The sequence below is a fragment of the Kitasatospora sp. NPDC056076 genome (genome assembly GCF_042266305.1).
Lineage (GTDB): Bacteria > Actinomycetota > Actinomycetes > Streptomycetales > Streptomycetaceae > Kitasatospora.
In genome coordinates this window covers 16698-35582 of the sequence record NZ_JBHJWG010000022.1, presented here as the reverse complement: position 1 = coordinate 35582, position 18885 = coordinate 16698, and the positions used below count along the sequence as shown (strand labels likewise).

The window sequence follows — 18885 nt, the reverse complement described above, 5'->3', positions numbered from 1 at the left end:
CGACACCACGCGACGACCGGAGACGCCCGATGCAGCCTGACGTTCTTCCCCTGTCCTTCGCCCAGTCGCGCCTGTGGTTCCTGGAGCAGCTCTTCCCGGGGCGGGCGACCTACCACCTGCCGCTGTTCGTCACCCTGGACGGCCCGGTGGACCAGGAGGCGCTGCGAACGGCGCTCGGCGAGGTCGCCGACCGGCACGAGGCGCTGCGCTCGACCTTCCCCGACCGGGCCGGCGAGCCGCGCCAACTCGTCCACGAGCGCGCGGTGGTGGACTTCGCGGTGGTCCCCGCGGAGGCCGACGTCGACGCGCAGCTGCTGCGGCTGGTCGGGCGCCCCTTCGACCTGGCGGCCGGACCGCTGTGGCGGGTGCGGCTGCTGCGGGTCGGGCCGCGCGCGCACGTCCTCGCGGCGGTGTTCCACCACCTGGTCGGCGACGGCTGGTCGTTGGGGATCTTCACCCGGGAGCTCGGGCACCACTACAACCGCGCGGTGCGCGGCGGCGACAGCGCCCTCGCCGAACCCGCCGATCCCACCGAACTCGCCGAGCCGGAGATCCAGTTCGGCGACTACGTGCTCTGGGAGCGCGAGCAGCTGTCGGACGAACGCCTGGCGCGCGGGCTGCGGTTCTGGAAGGAGCGGCTGGACGGCGCCCCCGACCTGCTCGCCCTGCCGACGGACCGGCCGCGCCCGGCGGTGGCCTCCGACGCGGGCCGGCTGTTCGGGACCCGGCTGCCCCGCACGCTGTCCGAGGAGGTCCGCCGCCTCGGCGCGCGCGAGGGCGTCACGCCCTTCATGGTGCTGCTGGCCGGGTACGCCGTCCTGCTGCACCGCTACGCCCAGTCCCCGGACCTCGTGGTGGGCGTCCCCACGGCCGGCCGTTCGCAGCCCGAGACCGAGGGCGTGATCGGCTACTTCGCCAACACCGTCCCGCTGCGCCTGCGGGTCGACCGGGGCCAGGGCTTCCGCGAGCTGCTCCAGCAGGTCAAGCAGACGGCCCTGGACGCCCACGACCACCAGGACATCCCGCTCGACCTGCTGGTCGACGAGCTGGGGGTGGCGCGGGACCTCAGCCGCAGCCCGCTGATCCAGACGCTGTTCGTGCTGCTGGAGGAGGGCCGCTCCACGCTCGGGGCCGGGCGCAGCGGGCTGGAGCTGGACGGGGTGACGGCCACCGGCCGCCGTCCGGTGACCGGGCACGCCAAGTTCGACCTGTCGCTGGTGGCCGAGGAGACCGGGCGGGGCTACGCCCTGGAGTTCGAGTACGCCACCGACCTGTTCGTCGAGTCCACCGTCCGGCGGATGGCGGAGCACTACGCCCGGCTGCTGGCCGGGGCGGTCGCCGACCCGGCCCGGCCGGTGGGCGAACTCCCGCTGGAGGACCCGGCGGTGGTGGCCGAGCGGGTCCGGTCCCTGAGCGGCGCGGACCTGCCGCACGACCGGGACGTCCTGCTGCACCAGTACGTCGAGCGGTTCGCGCGGAGCACCCCGGACGCCCCGGCGCTCCGGGGCGAGCACGGCGACCTGACGTACCGCGAACTGAACGAGCGGGCCAACCGCTTGGCGCGGGCCCTGGTGGCGCGCGGCGCGGGGCCCGGCGCGGTGGTCGGGATCGCGCTGCCGACCGGGCCCGAGCTGGTGACCGCGATGGTCGCGGTGGTGAAGACCGGGGCGGCGTACCTCGCCGTCGAGGTGAACCACCCGGCCGAGCGGATCCGGTCGGTGCTGGCCGACGCGGGCGCGGCGGTCGTGGTCACCACGCCCGGGCTGCGCGCGACCGTGGCGGGCGGCGCCGAGGTGCTGGTCCCCGCGGACCCGGCCGTGCGCCGGGGCATCGAGGAGCTCGGGTCGGCCGACCTCGGGGTGTCCGTGGGCGCGGACGCGATGGCCTACCTGGTGTACACCTCCGGGTCGACCGGCGAGCCCAAGGGCGTGCCGATCACCCACCGCAACGTCACCCGGCTCTTCCCCGACCCCGATCCGCTGTACGCCTTCGGGCCGGACGACTGCTGGACCCTGTTCCACTCCTGCGCGTTCGACCTCTCGGTCTGGGAGATCTGGGGCGCGCTGAGCCACGGCGCGGTGCTGAGCCCCGTCCCGCCGACGGTCGCCCGGGCCCCGGAGGAGTTCGCCGACCACCTGGTGCGGCACCGGGTCGGCGTGCTCAACCAGACCCCGGCGGCCTACGAGCAGCTGCTGGACCACTTCGCCCGGCACGGCGTCCCCGACGGGCTCCGGCTGCACACCGTGATCGTGGGCGGCGAGGCGTGGGGCGAGGAACTCGCCGAGCGGCACCGGGTGTTGCTCGGCGGGGTGGCCCTGTTCAACGAGTACGGCCCGGCGGAGGCGGCGGTGTGGACGGCGCACCGGCTCGTCCACGACCCGGTGACGAAGCGCTCGCACCCGGTCGACCTCGGTGTGCCGCACAGCGGGAGCCTGGTCGTGGTGCTCGACGAGGGCGGCCGGCCGGTGCTCCCGGGGGCGGTCGGCGAGATCTGCCTCGGCGGCGAGGGGCTCACCCGGGGCTACTGGAAGCGGCCGGAGCTGGACAAGGCCGCGTTCTTCGAGGCGGTCCTGCCGGGGGCCGGGGCGCAGCGGCTCTACCGCACCGGGGACCTGGGCCGGTGCACCGCCGACGGCCGGGTCGAGTTCGTCGGCCGCAAGGACCGCCAGGTGAAGATCCGCGGCTACCGGATCGAGCTGCGCGAGGTGGAGCGCGCGCTGCTGGCCCTGCCCGGGGTCCGGGAGGCGCTGGTCACCGCCGTCGACGGGCGGCTGGTCGCCCATGTGGTGCCGGAGCCGGGGGCCGGCGCCGGCGTTGACGCCCGAACCACCGAAGCCGCCCTGACCGGCGCGCTGCGCGCCCGGCTGCCGCTCCACCTGGTCCCCGCCCACGTGGTGCTGCTGGACGCGTTCCCGCTGACCGCCAACGGGAAGGTCGACCACGACCGGCTGCCCGCGCCGCGTCCGGCGGACCGCGCCGCCGGGGTGGAGCCGAGCACCCCGACCGAGAAGCTGGTCGCCGGGGTGTTCGCCGAGACCCTCGGCGTCGACTCCGTCCCCGCCGACGCTGACTTCTTCGACCACGGCGGGCACTCGCTGCTCGCGACCCAGGCCGCCGCCAGGATCGCCGACCGGTCCGGCCGGCCCTGCCCCGTCCGCGCGCTGTTCGAGTGCGGCACGGCGACCGCGCTGGCCCGGTGGCTGGACGAGGCCCGGGCGGCGGCCGGCGGGCCCGCCGCCCCGGACGGCCCGGCGCTGCCGCGGATCGTCGCCGACCCGCAGCGGCGCTACGAGCCCTTCCCGCTGACCGACGTGCAGCAGGCGTACTGGGTGGGGCGGACGGGCGCGCTGGACTTCGGCGAGGTCTCGGTCCACTGCTACGTGGAGTACGACGTGCCGGACCTCGACGTCGCCCGCCTGGAGCGGGCGTTCAACCGGCTGGTGCGCCGGCACGAGGCACTGCGGCTGGTGGTGGAGGAGGGCCGGCAGCGGATCCTGCCCCACGTCCCGGAGTACCGCATCGCGGTGGCCGACCTGGCCGGGCACGGCCCGGAGGAGGCGCAGCGGGCGCTCGCGGCCACCCGCGACCGGATGGCGCACCAGGTGCTGCCCAGCGAGCGCTGGCCGCTGTTCGAGATCGCCGCGAGCCGGCTGCCGGACCGTCACCGGCTGCACCTCAGCCTGGACGCCCTGGGGCTCGACGCGTGGAGCCTGAACCTCGTCCTCAACGAGTGGGCCCGGCTCTACCGCGACGAGGACGCCGAACTGCCCGCGCTGGACCTGAGCGTGCGCGACTACGTGCTGGCGGAGCGGGAGTTCGCCGGCACGGCGGCCTTCCGCCGCTCCCAGGACTACTGGACGGGCCGGCTGGACACCCTGCCCGCCGCCCCGGCGCTGCCCCTGGCGGCGACCGCCCCGACCGGGCCGCGCCGCTTCGACCGGGTGCAGCGCCGGCTCCCCGCCGCCGACCTGCGCGCCCTGCGCGAACGCGCCGAGCGCCGCGGCCTGTCGCTGTCGGCCGTCCTGGCGGCGGCCTTCGCCGACACCCTCGCCACCTGGAGCGCCGAACCGCACTTCACCGTCACCACGACCCTCTTCAACCGGCTGCCGGTCCACCCCCGGATCAACGCGATCGCCGGGGACTTCACCTCGGTGAACCTCCTGGAGCTGGACTGGTCGGAGCCGGACGTCCCGTTCGCCGAGCGCGCGGGCCGGACCCAGGGCCGGCTCTGGGAGGACCTCGACCACCGCCACTTCGGCGGCGTCCGCGTGCTGCGCGAACTGGCGCGCACCCGGGGGCTCGACGGGGGACCGCTGATGCCGGTGGTGTTCACCTGCCTGCTGGGCGGCGAGGGCGGGGCGGACGGCTGGGAGAGCCTCTTCCCCGACGAGGTCTTCAACATCACCCAGACCCCGCAGGTCTGGCTGGACCACCAGGTCTACGAGTCCCGCGGGGAGCTGGTGCTCTGCTGGGACCACGTGGCGGGGCTCTTCCCGGACGGCCTGGTGCGCGACATGCACGCGGCGTACTGCGCCGCGCTGCGCGCCCTCGCCCGGGACGAGCGGGCCTGGGACCGCGCGCGGCTCACCCCGTTCCCCGAGGCCCAGGCCGAACGCCGGGCCGTGGTCAACGACACCGCCGGGCCGGAGTCGGACCGGCTGCTCCACCAGCTCTTCGAGGACCGGGCCGCGAGCGGCCCCGATGCCGTCGCGGTGGTCGCCGAGGACCGCACCCTGACGTACCGGCAGCTCGACACCGCCGCCAACCGGGCCGCCCGGCGCCTGACGGCCGCGGGCATCGAGCCGGGCGGGCGGGTGGCCGTCCTGGCCGGCAAGGGCTGGCGCCAGGTGGTGGCCTGCCTGGCGGTGCTCAAGGCGGGCGCGGCCTACCTGCCGGTCGACGCCGGTTCGCCGCAGCAGCGGATCGAGGACCTGCTGCGCCGCGCCGAGGTGGGCGGCGTGCTGGCCGACCCGGACCGGCTCGCCCGGGTCACCGGGCCGGCCGGGCGGTGCGCCCCGGGCGGAGCCCCGGTGCTGCCGGTGGACGAGGACCTGCTCGCACCGGTCGCCGAGGGCGAGGACGTCAGCACCCCGCCGACGTGCCGGACGCCCGCCGACCTCGCCTACCTGATCTTCACCTCGGGGTCCACCGGCGAGCCCAAGGGCGTGATGATCGACCACCGGGGCGCGGTGAACACCGTCCTGGACATCAACGACCGCTACGGGATCGGCCCGCGGGACCGGGTCCTGGCGCTCTCCGCGCTGGGCTTCGACCTGAGCGTCTACGACGTCTTCGGCCTGCTCGCCGCGGGCGGCGCGGTGGTCGTCCCGCCGGACGACCAGGTCCGCGAACCGGCGCGCTGGGCCGACTGGGTCCTCGACCACCGGGTCACGGTGTGGAACACGGTGCCGATGTCGATGGAGATGTTCACGACGGCCGTGAGCGGCCGCCCGGACGAGTTCCGCGAGCGGCTGGCGCACAGTCTGCGGCTGGTGCTGCTCAGCGGGGACTGGATCCCCACCGAGCTGCCCGGCCGGGTCGCGCAGGTGTTCGGCGACGTACGGACGGTGGGCCTCGGCGGCGCCACCGAGGCGTCGATCTGGTCGATCGCCCACGAGATCGACCGGGTCGACCCGGGGTGGGCGAGCGTCCCGTACGGACGGCCGCTGCGCAACCAGACCTTCCACGTCCTGGACGGGGCCCTGCGGTCCCGCCCCGACCACGTGCCCGGCGACCTCCACATCGGCGGCACCGGGCTGGCCCGGGGCTACTGGCGGGACGAGGAGCGGACGGCGGCGGCCTTCGTCGTCCACCCCGACACCGGCGAGCGGCTCTACCGCACCGGCGACCGCGGCCGCTACCTGCCGAACGGCGAGATCGAGTTCCTGGGCCGCGACGACCTCCAGGTCAAGGTGGGCGGCCACCGGATCGAACTCGGCGAGATCGAGCACCACCTGGCCGGGCTCCCGGGCGTGCGGCACGGCCTGGCGCACGTCGTCAGGCCGGACGGGCGCACCCCGCGGCTCGCCGCGTACCTGCACGTCGACCTGCCGGAGGAGGACGAGGAGGCCGAGGCCGCGGCGGTCGAGTTCCGGCTGGCACAGCCCGGGCTGCGCGTCCTCGACGGGGAACTCCACCCCCTCGGCAGCGGCACGGACAGCGCCGACGCCGACGCCGCGCTGAGCACGCGCAAGAGCTTCCGGGCCTTCGAGGGCGCCGAGCCGGACCCCCGGGCACTGGCCGACTGGCTCACCGGGGCCCTGGCACCCCGCCCCGCGCCGGGCGACGACCGCTCGGTCGCCGCCGCCGTGCGCCCGCTGCTGGCCCGCACGGTCGAGGGCTCCGCCCTGCCCCGGCGGCGCTACGGATCGGCGGGCTCGCTGTACCCCGTCCGGACCTACCTGGTCGGTGACCGCGACGCCGAGGGTCTGGCCGCCGGGGTGTTCTACCTCGACCCCGTCCGGCACGGGTGGGTCCGGGTGGGCTCCGGCGAGGCGGCGGCCGCCTGGCGCGCCGCCCACGGCGGCCGGGGCCCGGCCCTGCTGCTGGTGGCCAAGGGCTCGGCGATCGAGCCGCAGTACGGCGGGCGGAGCCTGCGCTACGCGGCGGTCGAGGCCGGGTCGATGGCCCAGCTGGTGAGCGACGCGACCGGGGCGGCCTGGCGGCTGCGGCAGGACCGCGAGGCGGGCGGGCTGGCCCCGCTGGTGCTGGAGAGCCCGGACTGCCGGCTGCTGGGCGTGCTGGAACCCGGCCCGGTGGACGAGGCGGCCGGTGGCGCCGTGGACGAGGTGCTCCCGGACGGCCTCACCGTGCTGGTGCACGTCAGGCCGGGCGCCGTCCCGGCCGGGGCCGGCGGCGGACTGTCGGCGGGCTGGCACCGCTGGGAGGGTGGTCGCTGGGCCGGCTTCGCCGGGCCGGAGCCCGCACCCGACCTCAGCAACCCGGACAACTGGTCGATCTACCAGGGCGCGACGGCCGCCGTGTTCCTGCTCGGCCCCACGTCCGGCGGTCCCACGCCCGGGGTGGAACGGGAGCCCGGGGCAGCCGAGTCGGCGGCCGGCCGGCTGGTGCAGCGGCTCGCGGACACCGGCCACCGCCACGGACTCGGCGGCTGCTCGATCGGCGAACTCGACCCGACCGGCGACCGGATCGTCCGGGCCGCGGCCGGCGGCGGCGAGGTCCTGCACGCCTTCTTCGCCGGTCCGGTGGCCGACGCCCAGCGCGCCGACCCGCGGCCGAGCGAAGCCGTCCCGTTCCGCCGGGTGCTCGCCCGGCTGGCCCGGACGGCGCTGGAGCGCCGGCTGCCCCCGTACATGGTCCCCGAGCACTACCTGGTGCTCGGCGAGCTGCCGCTGTCGCGCAACGGGAAGGTCGACCGCGGCCGGCTGCCCGCCCCGGCGGCGGCCGCGGCGCAGCGGCCCGCGCGGCCCGCGGGCGACGGGCGGCCGTACGGCGCGACCGAGCAGGCGGTCGCCCGGCTGTGGGCCGAGCTGCTGGGGGTCACGCCCGGGCCGGAGGACGACTTCTTCGCCCTCGGCGGCCACTCGCTGACCGCGACGCTCCTACTCAACCGCGTCCGGGAGGTCTTCGGGGTCGAACTCCAGCTGCGCGGCATCTTCCTGCACCCCGACGTGGGCGGGCAGGCCGGGCTGATCGAGGCCGCCCGCGCCGACGGCCCCGCGGCGGTGGTGGTGGCGGCGGACCGGACCCCGGCCCTGCGGCGGCGCTCGGCCACCCGGGCACCGGCCTCCTCCGGCCAGCAGCGCCTGTGGTTCGCCGAGCAGCTCGCCCCGCCCGGGCTGCGCGGCGCCGTCTACGCGATGCCCTCGGCCGTCCTGATCGAGGGGGCGACGGACTGGCCGCTGCTGTGCCGGGCCGTGCAGCGGATCGTGGACCGGCACGAGGTGCTGCGGACCACCTTCCGGATCGCCGACGGGCGGATCGAGCAGGTCGTCCACGCGCGGATGCCCGTCGACCTGGAGGTCGAGGACTGCCCGGGCGTGGACGAGGCCGACCGGCGGGCGTACGCCGACCGGCGGCTGCGCGAACTGGCCGGGCACCGCTTCGACCTGGCCCACGGCCCGCTGTTCCGCTTCCACGTGCTCCGGCTGGCCGAGGACCGCCACCTGCTGTTCAGCGCGCTGCACCACATCGTCTCCGACGGCTGGTCGGTCGGCGTCTTCGCCGCCGAGCTCGACCTCGCCCAGCGGGCCGAACGCGACCGACAGGCTCCCGAACTGCCCGAGTTGGCGCTCCAGTACGCCGACTACGCGGCCTGGCAGCAGGAGCCCGCCACCCAGCGGGCCGCCACCGCGCGGGTCGACTTCTGGCACCGGACGCTGTCCGGGGCGCCCGCCACCTCGGTGCCGCCGGCCGACCTGCCCCGGCCCGCCCGGCAGGACTTCACCGGATCCAGCGTCAGCCGGCCGCTGCCGCCCGGACTGGCCGCCCGGATCGAGGAGCACTGCCGCACCCTCGGCGTCACGCCCTTCGCCTTCCACCTGGCGGCCTACACGGCCTGGCTGTCCCACAGCACGGGCCAGGACGACCTGGTGGTGGGCACCCCCGTCGACTCCCGCCACCACCCGGACCTGGAACGGCTGATCGGCTTCTTCGCCAACATGCTGGCCCTGCGCGTCGACCGGGCGGCGCGGAGCACCTTCGGCGAGCACGCCCGGGCGGTGCAGGAGCGCCTGCTGGCCGCCCACGAGCACCGGGAGGTGCCGTTCGAGAGCGTGGTCGACGCGCTCGGCCTCGACCGCCGCTCCGGCCGGCACCCGCTCTTCCAGACCACCTTCGTGCACGAGAGCGCCGACCGGGCCGCCACCCTGCCCGGAGCCGTCCCCGTACCGCTGGAGTCGACCGTCGCCCGCTACGAGGTCAGCGTGCTGCTGCGGCCGCGCGGCGGAGAGTGGGAGCTCACCGTCGAGTACGCGACCGGGCTCTTCCTGCCCGGGACGGCGCACCGCTGGCTCGACGAACTCCTGCTGCTGCTGGACGCGGCCGCCACCGACCCGGGGGCGCGCCTCGACGAGCTGACCGCCGTGCTGGACGCCGCCGAACAGGACCGCACCGGAGGCCGCCGCGGCCCGCACCGCCCGCTGTCGGAGACCACCGTCGCCGAGCGCTTCGAGGAGATGGCGCGGCTGCACGCCGACGCGTGCGCGATCCGCTCCGGCGACGGCGGCCGGGAGACGCTCACCTACCGCGAACTGGACGCCCGGGCGAACCGGATCGCCCGGCTGCTGCTCGCCCACGGGGCCGGACCGGGGCGGGTGGTGGCCGTCCGCCTGCGCCGTACGGCCGACCTGTTCGCCACCTACCTGGCCGTGCTCAAGACCGGCGGCTGCTACGCGGCGATCGACGGCGGCAACCCGCCCGCCCGGATCGCCGCCCTGCTGGCCGACCTGGCGCCCGACCTGGTCGTCACCGACCGGGCCGACGCCGCCCCGACCACCGACGGCCCCTGCCTGGTGCTGGACGAACGGTCGGGCGCCGACCTCGACGACGGCCCCCTGCCCACCGCGGCCGGCCCCGACGACCTGGCCTACATCGTCCACACCTCGGGCTCCACCGGCGAGCCCAAGGGCGTGCGGATCCGGCACCGCGGCGTGGTCAACCTGGCGCTCTCCCAGCACGACCACTACGAGGTCGGACCGGGCCGCCACGTGCTCTCCCTGGCGTCCTGCGGGCACGACGGCTCGGTCTGGGAGTGGACCACGGCGCTGCTCAACGGGGCGACGCTCAGCATCGTGGCGGACTCCGCCGCCGAGGTGGTCAACCGGCTGCACCACCCGGACCGGCACCCGCCGGTCCACCTGGCCGCGCTCACCCCGACCGTGCTGGCCACCCTGCCCCCACACGCCCTGCCCGACCTCCAGGTGCTGGTGGTCGCGGGGGAGAGCTGCCCGCAGAGCCTGATCGACCGGTGGTCCGGCCGGGCCCGGATGTTCAACTTCTACGGGCCCAGCGAGGCCACCGTGACCGCCACGGCCTTCCCCGTCGACGGGCGGCGCGGCGCCGCCACCATCGGGCTGCCCGTGCGCAACACCGAGGTCCGGCTGCTCGACGAGCGGCTCCGCCCGGTGCCCCCCGGCGGCAGCGGCGAGATCTGCATCGGCGGCGTCGGACTGGCCGAGGGCTACCACCGGCGGGACGGCGAGACCGCCGCCGCGTTCGTCGAGACCGTGATCGGCGGCCGCCCCACCCGGCTGTACCGCACCGGCGACCGGGGCCGCTGGTCGGCCGACGGCCTGCTGGAGTTCCTCGGCCGGCTCGACGAGCAGGTGAAGGTCCGCGGCGTCCGGGTCGAGCCCGGCGAGGTCCGCGCCCGGCTGCTCGACCTGCCGGGCGTCGACCAGGCGGCGGTGGTCGCCGACGCCGGGTCGGGCGAGGTCCGGCTGCTCGGCTACCTGGTCGCGGCACGACCGCTCGACCTGGACGCGCTGCGGGACCGGCTGCGGGCCGCCCTGCCGGACGCGATGGTCCCCGCCTGGCTCTGCCAGGTCGACGCCCTGCCCCGGGCCCTGAGCGGAAAGGTCGACGCGGCGCGGCTGCCCCGGCCCGAGGCGGCCCCGGCGCCGGAGGAGGCCTCCCCGGGGGCCGGCTCGACCGTGCAGCGCCTCCAGGGGCTGATGGAGACGGTCCTGGAGGGCCGACGGCTCGGGCCCGAGGACGACTTCTTCCGCCACGGCGGCCACTCGCTCAAGGCCGTCCAACTCGTCACCGCCGTGTACGAGGAGTTCGGCACGGAGCTGGAGGTCCGGGACGTGTTCGACCACCCCACGGTGGCGGAACTGGCGCAGCTGATCGACGACAAGGGGCAGACCCGATGACCGGCGCACCCACCCGGACCCGGCGTCAGCCGGTCTCCCGCTTCCAGCGGCAGCTCTGGCTGGCCGAGCGGATCGCCCCCGCACCGGGCACCTACAACCTCCCGGTGCTCCTGGAACTGCGCGGCACCCCGCAACTCCCCGCCCTGGCAGAGGCGTTGCGCACCCTGCTGCGGCGGCACGCCGTGCTGCGCTGGCAGTTCCCCGAGGCGGACGGCGAACCCCACGCCGAGGACAGCGGCGACCCGGAGGTGCCGGTCGCCGAACTCGACTGGCGGGAGCTGTCCGCACCGGACCGGGAGGCACGGCTCGCCGCGTTCTTCCGGGAGCCCTTCGCGCTCGACCGGGGGCCGCTGGTCCGGGCCGCGCTGGCCCGGACCGGGCCGGACCGCCACTGGTTCGCGCTCTGCGTGCACCACCTCCTGGTGGACGGCTGGTCGATCGGCATCCTGCTGCGCGAACTGGCCGCCGCCTACAGCGCCGCCGTGCACGGCCGGGAGCCCGAACTCCCGCCCCCCGGCACCCCGTTCGCGCAGGACGTCGAGCGCGAACCGGCCGACCTGACCCGGCAGTCGGAGTTCTGGAAGAAGTCCCTGGCCGGTGCTCCGCAGCGGCTCACCCTGCCCTTCGAACGCGGCCGCGACTCCTGGTCGGGGCAGGCCCGGCGGTACGACTTCGGCCTCTCCCCGGAACTCAGCGCCCGACTGCGCGGGCTCGGCGAGGAACGCCGCGCCAGCCCCGCGATGACGCTGATGACGGCCTACCTCGCCCTGCTGGCCCGGTTCGGCGCCACCACCGACGTGCTCGGCACGGTGCCGGTGGTCAACCGGCTGCGCCCGGGCCTGGGCGACACCGTGGGCCTGCTCACCAACACCCTGCCGGTGCGGCTGACCCTCGCCCCCGGCGCGAGCTTCGCCGACGCCCTGACCCAGGTGCGCGACCGGCTGCTGAACGCCATGGCCAACGCCGACGTGCCGTACCAGCAGATCGTCGACGCCGTCGCCACCGGGCGCGAGCCCCACGTGCCCACGCTCTGCCAGACGCTGTTCACCTGGGGGGAGAGCGGGCCGCCGCTCGTCCTGGACGGCCTGGAGACGGAGCTGCGGCCGGCCCCCGAGATCGCCGTCAGGTTCGACCAGATGCTGTTCGCCGGGGAGCGGGACGGCCGCATCGAGCTCCGCCTGGAGTACCCGGCCGAGCTCTACGACGAGGACTCCGTCGCCGAGTTCGCCGAGAGCTACGTCGCCTGCCTGACGGCGATGGCCGAGGACTGCGACCAGCCGGTCGAATCGGCCTCGCTGGTCTCCGAGCGGCAGCGCCGCCGGATGGCCGCGTGGTCGCGGCCCCGGCCCGAGCCGCCGCGGTCGCGCACCGTCCACCAGGCGGTCGAACACTGGGCCGCCACCGGCCCGCGGGTGGTCGCGCTGCACCGGGGCGAGCGCACCTGGGACTACGGGTGGCTCAACGCCACCGCCAACCGGCTCGCCCGCAGGCTGCGTGCCGCCGGGATCGGGCCCGGCGACGTCGTCGCGCTGCGGATGGAGCGCTCGGTCGAACGGGTCGTCGCCTGGCTGGCGACGGCCAAGGCCGGCGCCTGCTACCTGTCCGTCGACCCGGGCGACAGCGAGGCCGGGGAGGTCGGTAAGGCCGTCGCCGGGGCCGCGCTGCTGCTGGCGCACGAGGCCCTGGCGGCCGACCCCCTCCCGGGCGTCCCGCTGCTGCTCTGGGAGCGGATCGCCTCGGAACTCGCCGCGCTGGACGGCACCGACCTCGGGCTGGACGTCGACCCCGACGACCCGGCCTGCCTGGTGTTCACCTCCGGAACCACCGGGCCGCCCAAGGCGGTCCGGCTGGCGCACCGCGGCCTGGTCAACCTCGCCGCCCACCACCGGGAGGCCTTCGGGGTCGGGCCGGGCGAGGTCGTCCTCCAGCTCGCCGCCGCCGGCTGCGACGCCTCGGCCGGGGAGTGGGCGGGCGCGCTCGCCAACGGCGCCGCGCTGCGGCTCCCGCCGACCCGGGACGTCCACGACCGTCCGGCCGAGGTCGTCGCGGCGCTGCGCGAGCCCGGTGCCACCGTGGTCGCCCTGCCGCCCTCCCTCGCCGCGGCGCTGCCCGACGACGCCCTGCCCGCCGTCCGGGTGCTGCTGCTGCGGGGCGAGCCGTCCCCGCCCGAGCTGCTGACCAGGTGGGCGGCGCGGGTGCCGGTGGTGGCCGACACCTACGGCGTCGGCGAGGCCACGGTGACGAGCACCAGCTTCGTCCACCGGCCCGGGTTCCCCGCCCGGACGGTGGGCACGGCCCTGCCCGGCGTCGGGATCCACGTCCTGGACGAGGCCGGCCGTCCGCTCCCGCCCGGCCTGGTCGGCGAGATCGGCGTCTCCGGCGAGGGCCTGGCACCCGGCGAGGGCCTGACGCCCGGTGGGGGCCTGACGCCCGGCCACCCGAACAGCCCGAACGGCCCGGACGGGGCTCCGGCTCGGATCCACCGCACCGGCGACCTGGGCCGGTTCCTGCCCGACGGCAACCTGGTGTTCGAGGGCCGCCGCGGCGACCGGACCGAACTGCGCGGCCACCGGGTCGACCCGGACCGGATCGCCTCGGCCCTGCGCACCCACCGCACGGTGCGGGACGCCGCGGTGACCGCCGCCCCGGTCGGCACCGACGGCCCCCGGCTCACCGCCTACGTGGTGCCCGCGGGCCAGGCCCCCGTCGGCGAGGAGGCCCGCGCCCGGCTGCGGCTGGAGCTGCGCGACCACCTGGCCGAGCGGCTCGGACCCCACCCGGTGCCCGAGGCGTATGTCCTGCTCGACGAACTGCCGCTGAACCCGCGCAGCCTGACCCTCCGGCCGCGGGCCCTGCCCCGCCCCGGGGCCGACAGCCTGCTCGGCCCGGACGCCTCCGCCCTGCGCACCGCCACCCAGCGGGAACTGGCCGGGATCTGGAGCGGGTTGCTGGGCGTGGAGACGGTCGGCCCGGACGACTCGTTCTTCCTGCTGCGCGGCAACTCGCTGCTGGTGGTCAAGGTCGGCCACGCGATCCGCGCCCGCTTCGGCGTCGACCTGCCGGTCCGCCGGCTCTTCGAGCGCAGCACGCTGCGCGACCTCGCCGAGACCGTGGACGAGGCACTGGCCGCCCGGGACGCCGTGGACCCGGCGGCGCGCCGGGCCCCGGCCGAGCCCCTGCCGCGGGCCACCGACCGGCCGGAGTGGCCGCTGTCCTTCGCCCAGGCCCGGATGTGGTTCCTGGACCGGCTCACCGACGGCAACCCCGCCTACCACGTGCCGCTGGCCCTGCGGCTGACCGGGCGGGTGTCGGCCGAGGAGGTCGGGCGGCTGCTGACCGCGCTGGTGCGCCGGCACGAGGTGCTGCGCACGGCGTACGTCGAGACCGACCGCCGGCCCGTCCAGCGGGTCCTGGCGGCCGCGCCGGTCCGGGTCGATGTCAGCGACCTGCGGGGCCTCGACCGCGCGGCCGGCGAGCGGGAGTGGCGCCGCCTGGCCGCCGCCGACCTGGCGCGGCCGTTCGCCCTCACGGCGGGGGAGAACCTGCGGGCCCGGCTGGTGGAACTGGGCGAGGAGCACGCCGTCCTGCTGCTCTGCCTGCACCACATCGCCGTCGACGGCTGGTCGGTGGAGCAGCTGCTGGCGGAGCTGGCCGCGCTCTCCCGCGGCGAGGACCTGCCGCCGGTGCCGCTGCGCTACGTCGACTACGCCAGCTGGCAGCGGGAGATCGGCTCCGACCGGCTCGACCAGCAGCTGGCCCACTGGAAGTCCCGACTCGACGGCGCCCCCGAGCGGTTGGAGCTGCCGACCGACCACCCCCGGCCGCCCGAGCAGGACTACCGCGGCGCCACCGTGACCCGCCCGCTGGCGGAGGGGCTCAGCGCCGGGCTGCGGAGGCTCGCCGCCGACCGCGGGGTCACCGAGTTCGTGCTGTACCTGACGGCGTTCCAGGTGTGGCTGGGCCGGATGGCGGGCAGCGAGGACGTCGTGGTGGGCACGGCGGTGGCCGGCCGGCACTACGTGGGCAGCGACCGGCTGGTCGGGCTGATGGCCAACTCGCTCGCCCTGCGGCTGCGCCACGAGGGCACCGAACGCTTCACCGACCTGGTCGCCAGGGCGCGGGACACCGTCGTCACCGCCCAGGAGAACCAGGACCTGCCGTTCGAGCTGCTGGTCGACCACCTGGACATGGCCCGCGACCTCGGCCGCACCCCGGTCTTCCAGACCATGTTCACCCTCGCCGACCGGCTCCCCGCGCCGTTCGACCTGGCCGGGGCCACCGCCGAACTGCTCACCCTGGACGCCGACACGGCCAAGTTCGACCTCTCCCTGCACGTCCAGACCGGCGGCGTCGACGGCCCCTACCTGCGGGCCGACCACGCGACCGCGATCCTCGCGCCGGACACCGTGGCGCAGTGGCTGGAGGGCTTCGAGACCTTCCTGCGGTCGGTCCTCGCCCGGCCCGACGGCCCGGTCCGCGACCTCGACCTGCTGCCCCCGGCGAGCCGCGCCGCACTGCGCCGCCTCGGCTCCGGACCGGTCCGCGCCTACGGGCCGGAGCCGGTCACGGACCTGGTCGCCGACTGGGTCCGCCGCGACCCCGGGCGCACCGCCGTCGAGGACGCGACCGGACGGCTCGGCTACCGCGAACTCTCCGACCTGGCCGACCGGGTCGCCGCCGGCCTGCACCGGCACGGCGTGTGCCCCGGGGACCCGGTGGTCGTCGCCCTGCCTCGGGACCGCCGGCTGCCCGCCGCGCTGCTCGGGATCCTGCGGGCCGGCGCCTCCTTCGTCCCCGTCGACCCGGCCCACCCGGCCGCCCGCACGGCGCACGTCGTCGAGGACTGCGGCGCCCGCCTGGCGCTGGGCGACCCGGGCGCCGCCGGGCTGTCCTGCGTCGGCTGGGCGGACCTCATCGAGGCCGGCGGGGCGCCCGGGCCGATCGGGCCGGGGCCCGACGCGGTCGCGTACACGATCTACACCTCGGGCTCCACCGGCCGCCCCAAGGGCGTGGTGGTCTCCCACCGGAGCCTGGCCAACTCCCTGCGGGCGATGGCCGAGGTGCTCGGCACCGGCCCGGGCCACCGGCTGCTGGCGATCACCACCACCGCCTTCGACATCTCCGTCCTGGAACTGCTCCTCCCGCTCACCGCCGGGGGCACCGTGATCGTGGCGGACGAGCAGGCCCAGCGGGACCCGGACACCCTGCGGACGTGGCTGGAGGAGCACCGGGCCGACGTCCTCCAGGCCACCCCGGCCACCTGGCAGGGCCTGCTCGACACCGGATGGGCCGCGCCCCGCGACTTCACCGCGGTCGTCGGCGGCGAAGCCCTGCCCCAACCGCTCGCCGACCGGCTCACCGAGCGGACGGGCACCGCGTGGAACGTCTACGGCCCCACCGAGGCCACCATCTGGAGCACGGCGGCCCGGCTGGTCCGCCACGAACGCGTGCACCTGGGCCGGCCCCTGCCCAACACCCGGGCGTCCGTCCTGGACGCCTCCGGCCGGCCGGTGCCCCAAGGGGTCGTCGGGATGCTGCACCTGGCCGGGGCCGGGCTCGCGGTCGGCTACCTCGGGCGCCCCGACCTGGACGCGGCGGCCTTCGGCACCGACCCGGAGACCGGCGAGCGGCTCTACCGGACCGGCGACCTGGCCAGGATGCGCGCCGACGGCACCCTGGAGTTCCTCGGCCGCCAGGACGCCCAGGTGAAGATCCGCGGCTTCCGGATCGAACCGGGCGACGTCGAGGCGACGCTGTCCCGACTGGCCGGTGTGGAACGGGCGGTGGTGACCGCCGTCGGCTCCGGGGCGCACGCCCGGCTGGTCGCCTTCCTCCAGCAGGCCGGCCCGGACGCGGACGGCCCGGGCGCGGACGGACTGGATGCGGACGGACTGGCCGAGGCCGCCCGCCGCCGGGCGCAGGAGCAGCTGCCCGAGTACCTGCGGCCGTCCCAGTACCTCGTCCTCGCCGAGCTGCCGCTCACCCCGAACCGCAAGGTGGACACCGCCGCGCTGCGCGCACTGGCGGCCGAGCGGACGACCGCCGCCCGACCGGACGACCCGGTGATGATGACCCCGGTGCAGTACGCGCTGCGGCGGCTCTGGCGCACCGTCCTCGGCGGGGCCGCGCCGGGCCTGCGGGACGACTTCTTCGCCTCCGGCGGGACGTCGGTGCTCGCCGTCCGGCTGGCCCGGGAGATCCAGCGGGAGTTCGGCACGGAGGTCCGGGTGGCCGACGTCTTCCACGGCCGCACCGTCGAGCGGCTCGCCGAACTGGTCGGCCGGGCCGGCGGCACCCCGCCGCAGCTGCCCGTCCTGCTCGACCTGCCCGACCTCGGCAACGGCGCCGCCACGGCACCGGCCGACGGCGAACCGCCCGTCTTCGCGATCCATCCGGCCGGCGGCACCGCGTACTGCTACCAGCCGCTGGCGGAACTGCTGCGCTCCGTGCGCTGCGTGGGCGTCAACCACCCCCACCTCGACGACCTGGAGCACCGCTACGCAACGCTGCGCGAGATGGCCGAGGAGTACGCCCGGCTGCTGCGGGCCCGGCAACCCGCCGGCCCGTACCGGCTGCTGGGCTGGTCCTTCGGCGGAACGCTCGCCTACGAGATCGGCCGGGTCCTGGAGCGGGCGGGGGAGCGGGTCGCCGGAGTCGTGATCCTCGACGCCCACAACTGGGGGCCGCGCGCCGCCGCGCTCGCCGCCCTCGACATCGACGAGGTGCTGGAACACCAGCGCCGCAACGGCCAGCACGTCGACCGCTTCATGGAGAAGGACGCCCGGGAGAGCGACCGGCTGCTGCGGGCGAGCTGCGCGACGGCGGCCGGCTTCCCCGTCCTGCTGTTCAAACCCACCGACCGGGACGAAGTCGCCCCGGCGCTGTTCGACGACGAGCACAACGGCTGGCGGGGCCTGCCCGCCGCACTGACCCTGCGGCGGGTCGAGGGCAACCACGGCAGCCTGCTCCGCAAGCCGGCCCTGGACCGGATCGCCGCCGAGGCCGACGACTTCTTCGCCGTGACGATCGGAGTGACGACATGATCCCGCCTCCCCTGGAGAACGCGCTCTACGGCATCCACGCCACCCACGCCCTGCGGCTGGCCGACCGGCACGGCGTCTTCACCCACCTGCTGCGCCACGGCCCGGCCACCGCACCGGCCGCGGCCGCCGAACTGGGGCTCGACGCCGAGACCCTGGAACGGCTGATGCTGCTGCTCAAGGTCTCCGGACTGCTCGCCGACGCCGGCGGCGGCCGGTACGAACTCCCCGCCGGGACGGCCGACTTCCTCGCCCCCGACGGCCCCCGCTACCTGGGCGGCTTCGTCGAGCACCTGGTCACCGACGCCTCCCGCCAACTGGAGCTGCTGGACGGGTACCTGACCCACGGCAAGGACGCCGTGGACGCGGACCTCCCGGACGCGTTCGCCCGGATCCACCGGGACGGCGCGTCGACCGAGCGGTTCCTCGCGGCCATGTGGCAGCTGAGCCACCACGCCTCCGACCGCCTGGCCGAACTCGCCGACCTGGGCACGGTGACCAGGCTGGTCGACGTCGGCGGGGCCAACGGCCCCTTCGCCGTCGCCGCGCTGCGCCGCCACCCGGCCCTGCGGGCCACCGTGTTCGACCTGCCCGAGGTCGAGCCGTTCCTCAAGGCCAAGCGGAGCGAGCACGGACTCGACGACCGGCTGGACTTCCGGGCCGGGGACTTCTTCCGCGACGAGCTGCCCCCCGGCGACTGCTTCGCCTTCGGCTACGTCCTGTCGGACTGGTCCGACGCCACCTGCCTCGACCTGCTGCGCTCGGCCCACCGGGCCTGCGCGCCCGGCGGCCGGGTGCTGGTGATGGACCGGCTGTTCGACGAGGACCGCGACGGCCCGCTCGGCGCCGCCGTGATGAACCTGTCGATGCACGTGGAGACCCAGGGGCGGCACCGCTCGGCCCGGGAGTACGCCGGACTGCTGGAGGCCGCCGGGTTCACCGCCTGCGAGGTGCGCCGCTCCGACGGCGACAAGCACCTCGTGACGGCCCGCCGGTCGTAGGCCTCGTCC

General features: G+C 76.4%; 3 protein-coding genes. All 3 read left to right on the top strand.

Annotated elements, in window-relative coordinates; all coding sequences use genetic code 11:
- Positions 1-29: 29 nt before the first annotated feature.
- The 3 genes from ACFC1T_RS19955 to ACFC1T_RS19945 are packed head-to-tail and all read left to right on the top strand — an operon-like array spanning position 30 to position 18876.
- The gene (locus ACFC1T_RS19955) at positions 30-10835 is read left to right on the top strand and encodes an amino acid adenylation domain-containing protein (RefSeq protein ID WP_375890319.1); all 10806 of its coding nucleotides are present in this window, start codon (positions 30-32) and stop codon (positions 10833-10835) included.
- Positions 10832-17878 carry an amino acid adenylation domain-containing protein gene (locus ACFC1T_RS19950; protein ID WP_375890317.1) on the top strand — a complete coding sequence of 2349 codons (7047 nt, stop codon included), beginning with the start codon at positions 10832-10834 and terminating at the stop codon, positions 17876-17878. Before ACFC1T_RS19955 ends, ACFC1T_RS19950 begins: the two co-directional genes overlap by 4 nt.
- Positions 17875-18876: a methyltransferase gene (locus ACFC1T_RS19945; protein ID WP_375890316.1), complete on the top strand. Its 1002-nt coding sequence runs from the start codon at positions 17875-17877 to the stop codon at positions 18874-18876. Before ACFC1T_RS19950 ends, ACFC1T_RS19945 begins: the two co-directional genes overlap by 4 nt.
- Positions 18877-18885: the final 9 nt, after the last annotated feature.

Coding starts and splice junctions, on each gene's coding strand:
- ACFC1T_RS19955 (WP_375890319.1), top strand. CDS start 30: ATGCAGCCTGACGTTCTTCCCCTGTCCTTCGCCCAGTCGCGCCTGTGG.
- ACFC1T_RS19950 (WP_375890317.1), top strand. CDS start 10,832: ATGACCGGCGCACCCACCCGGACCCGGCGTCAGCCGGTCTCCCGCTTC.
- ACFC1T_RS19945 (WP_375890316.1), top strand. CDS start 17,875: ATGATCCCGCCTCCCCTGGAGAACGCGCTCTACGGCATCCACGCCACC.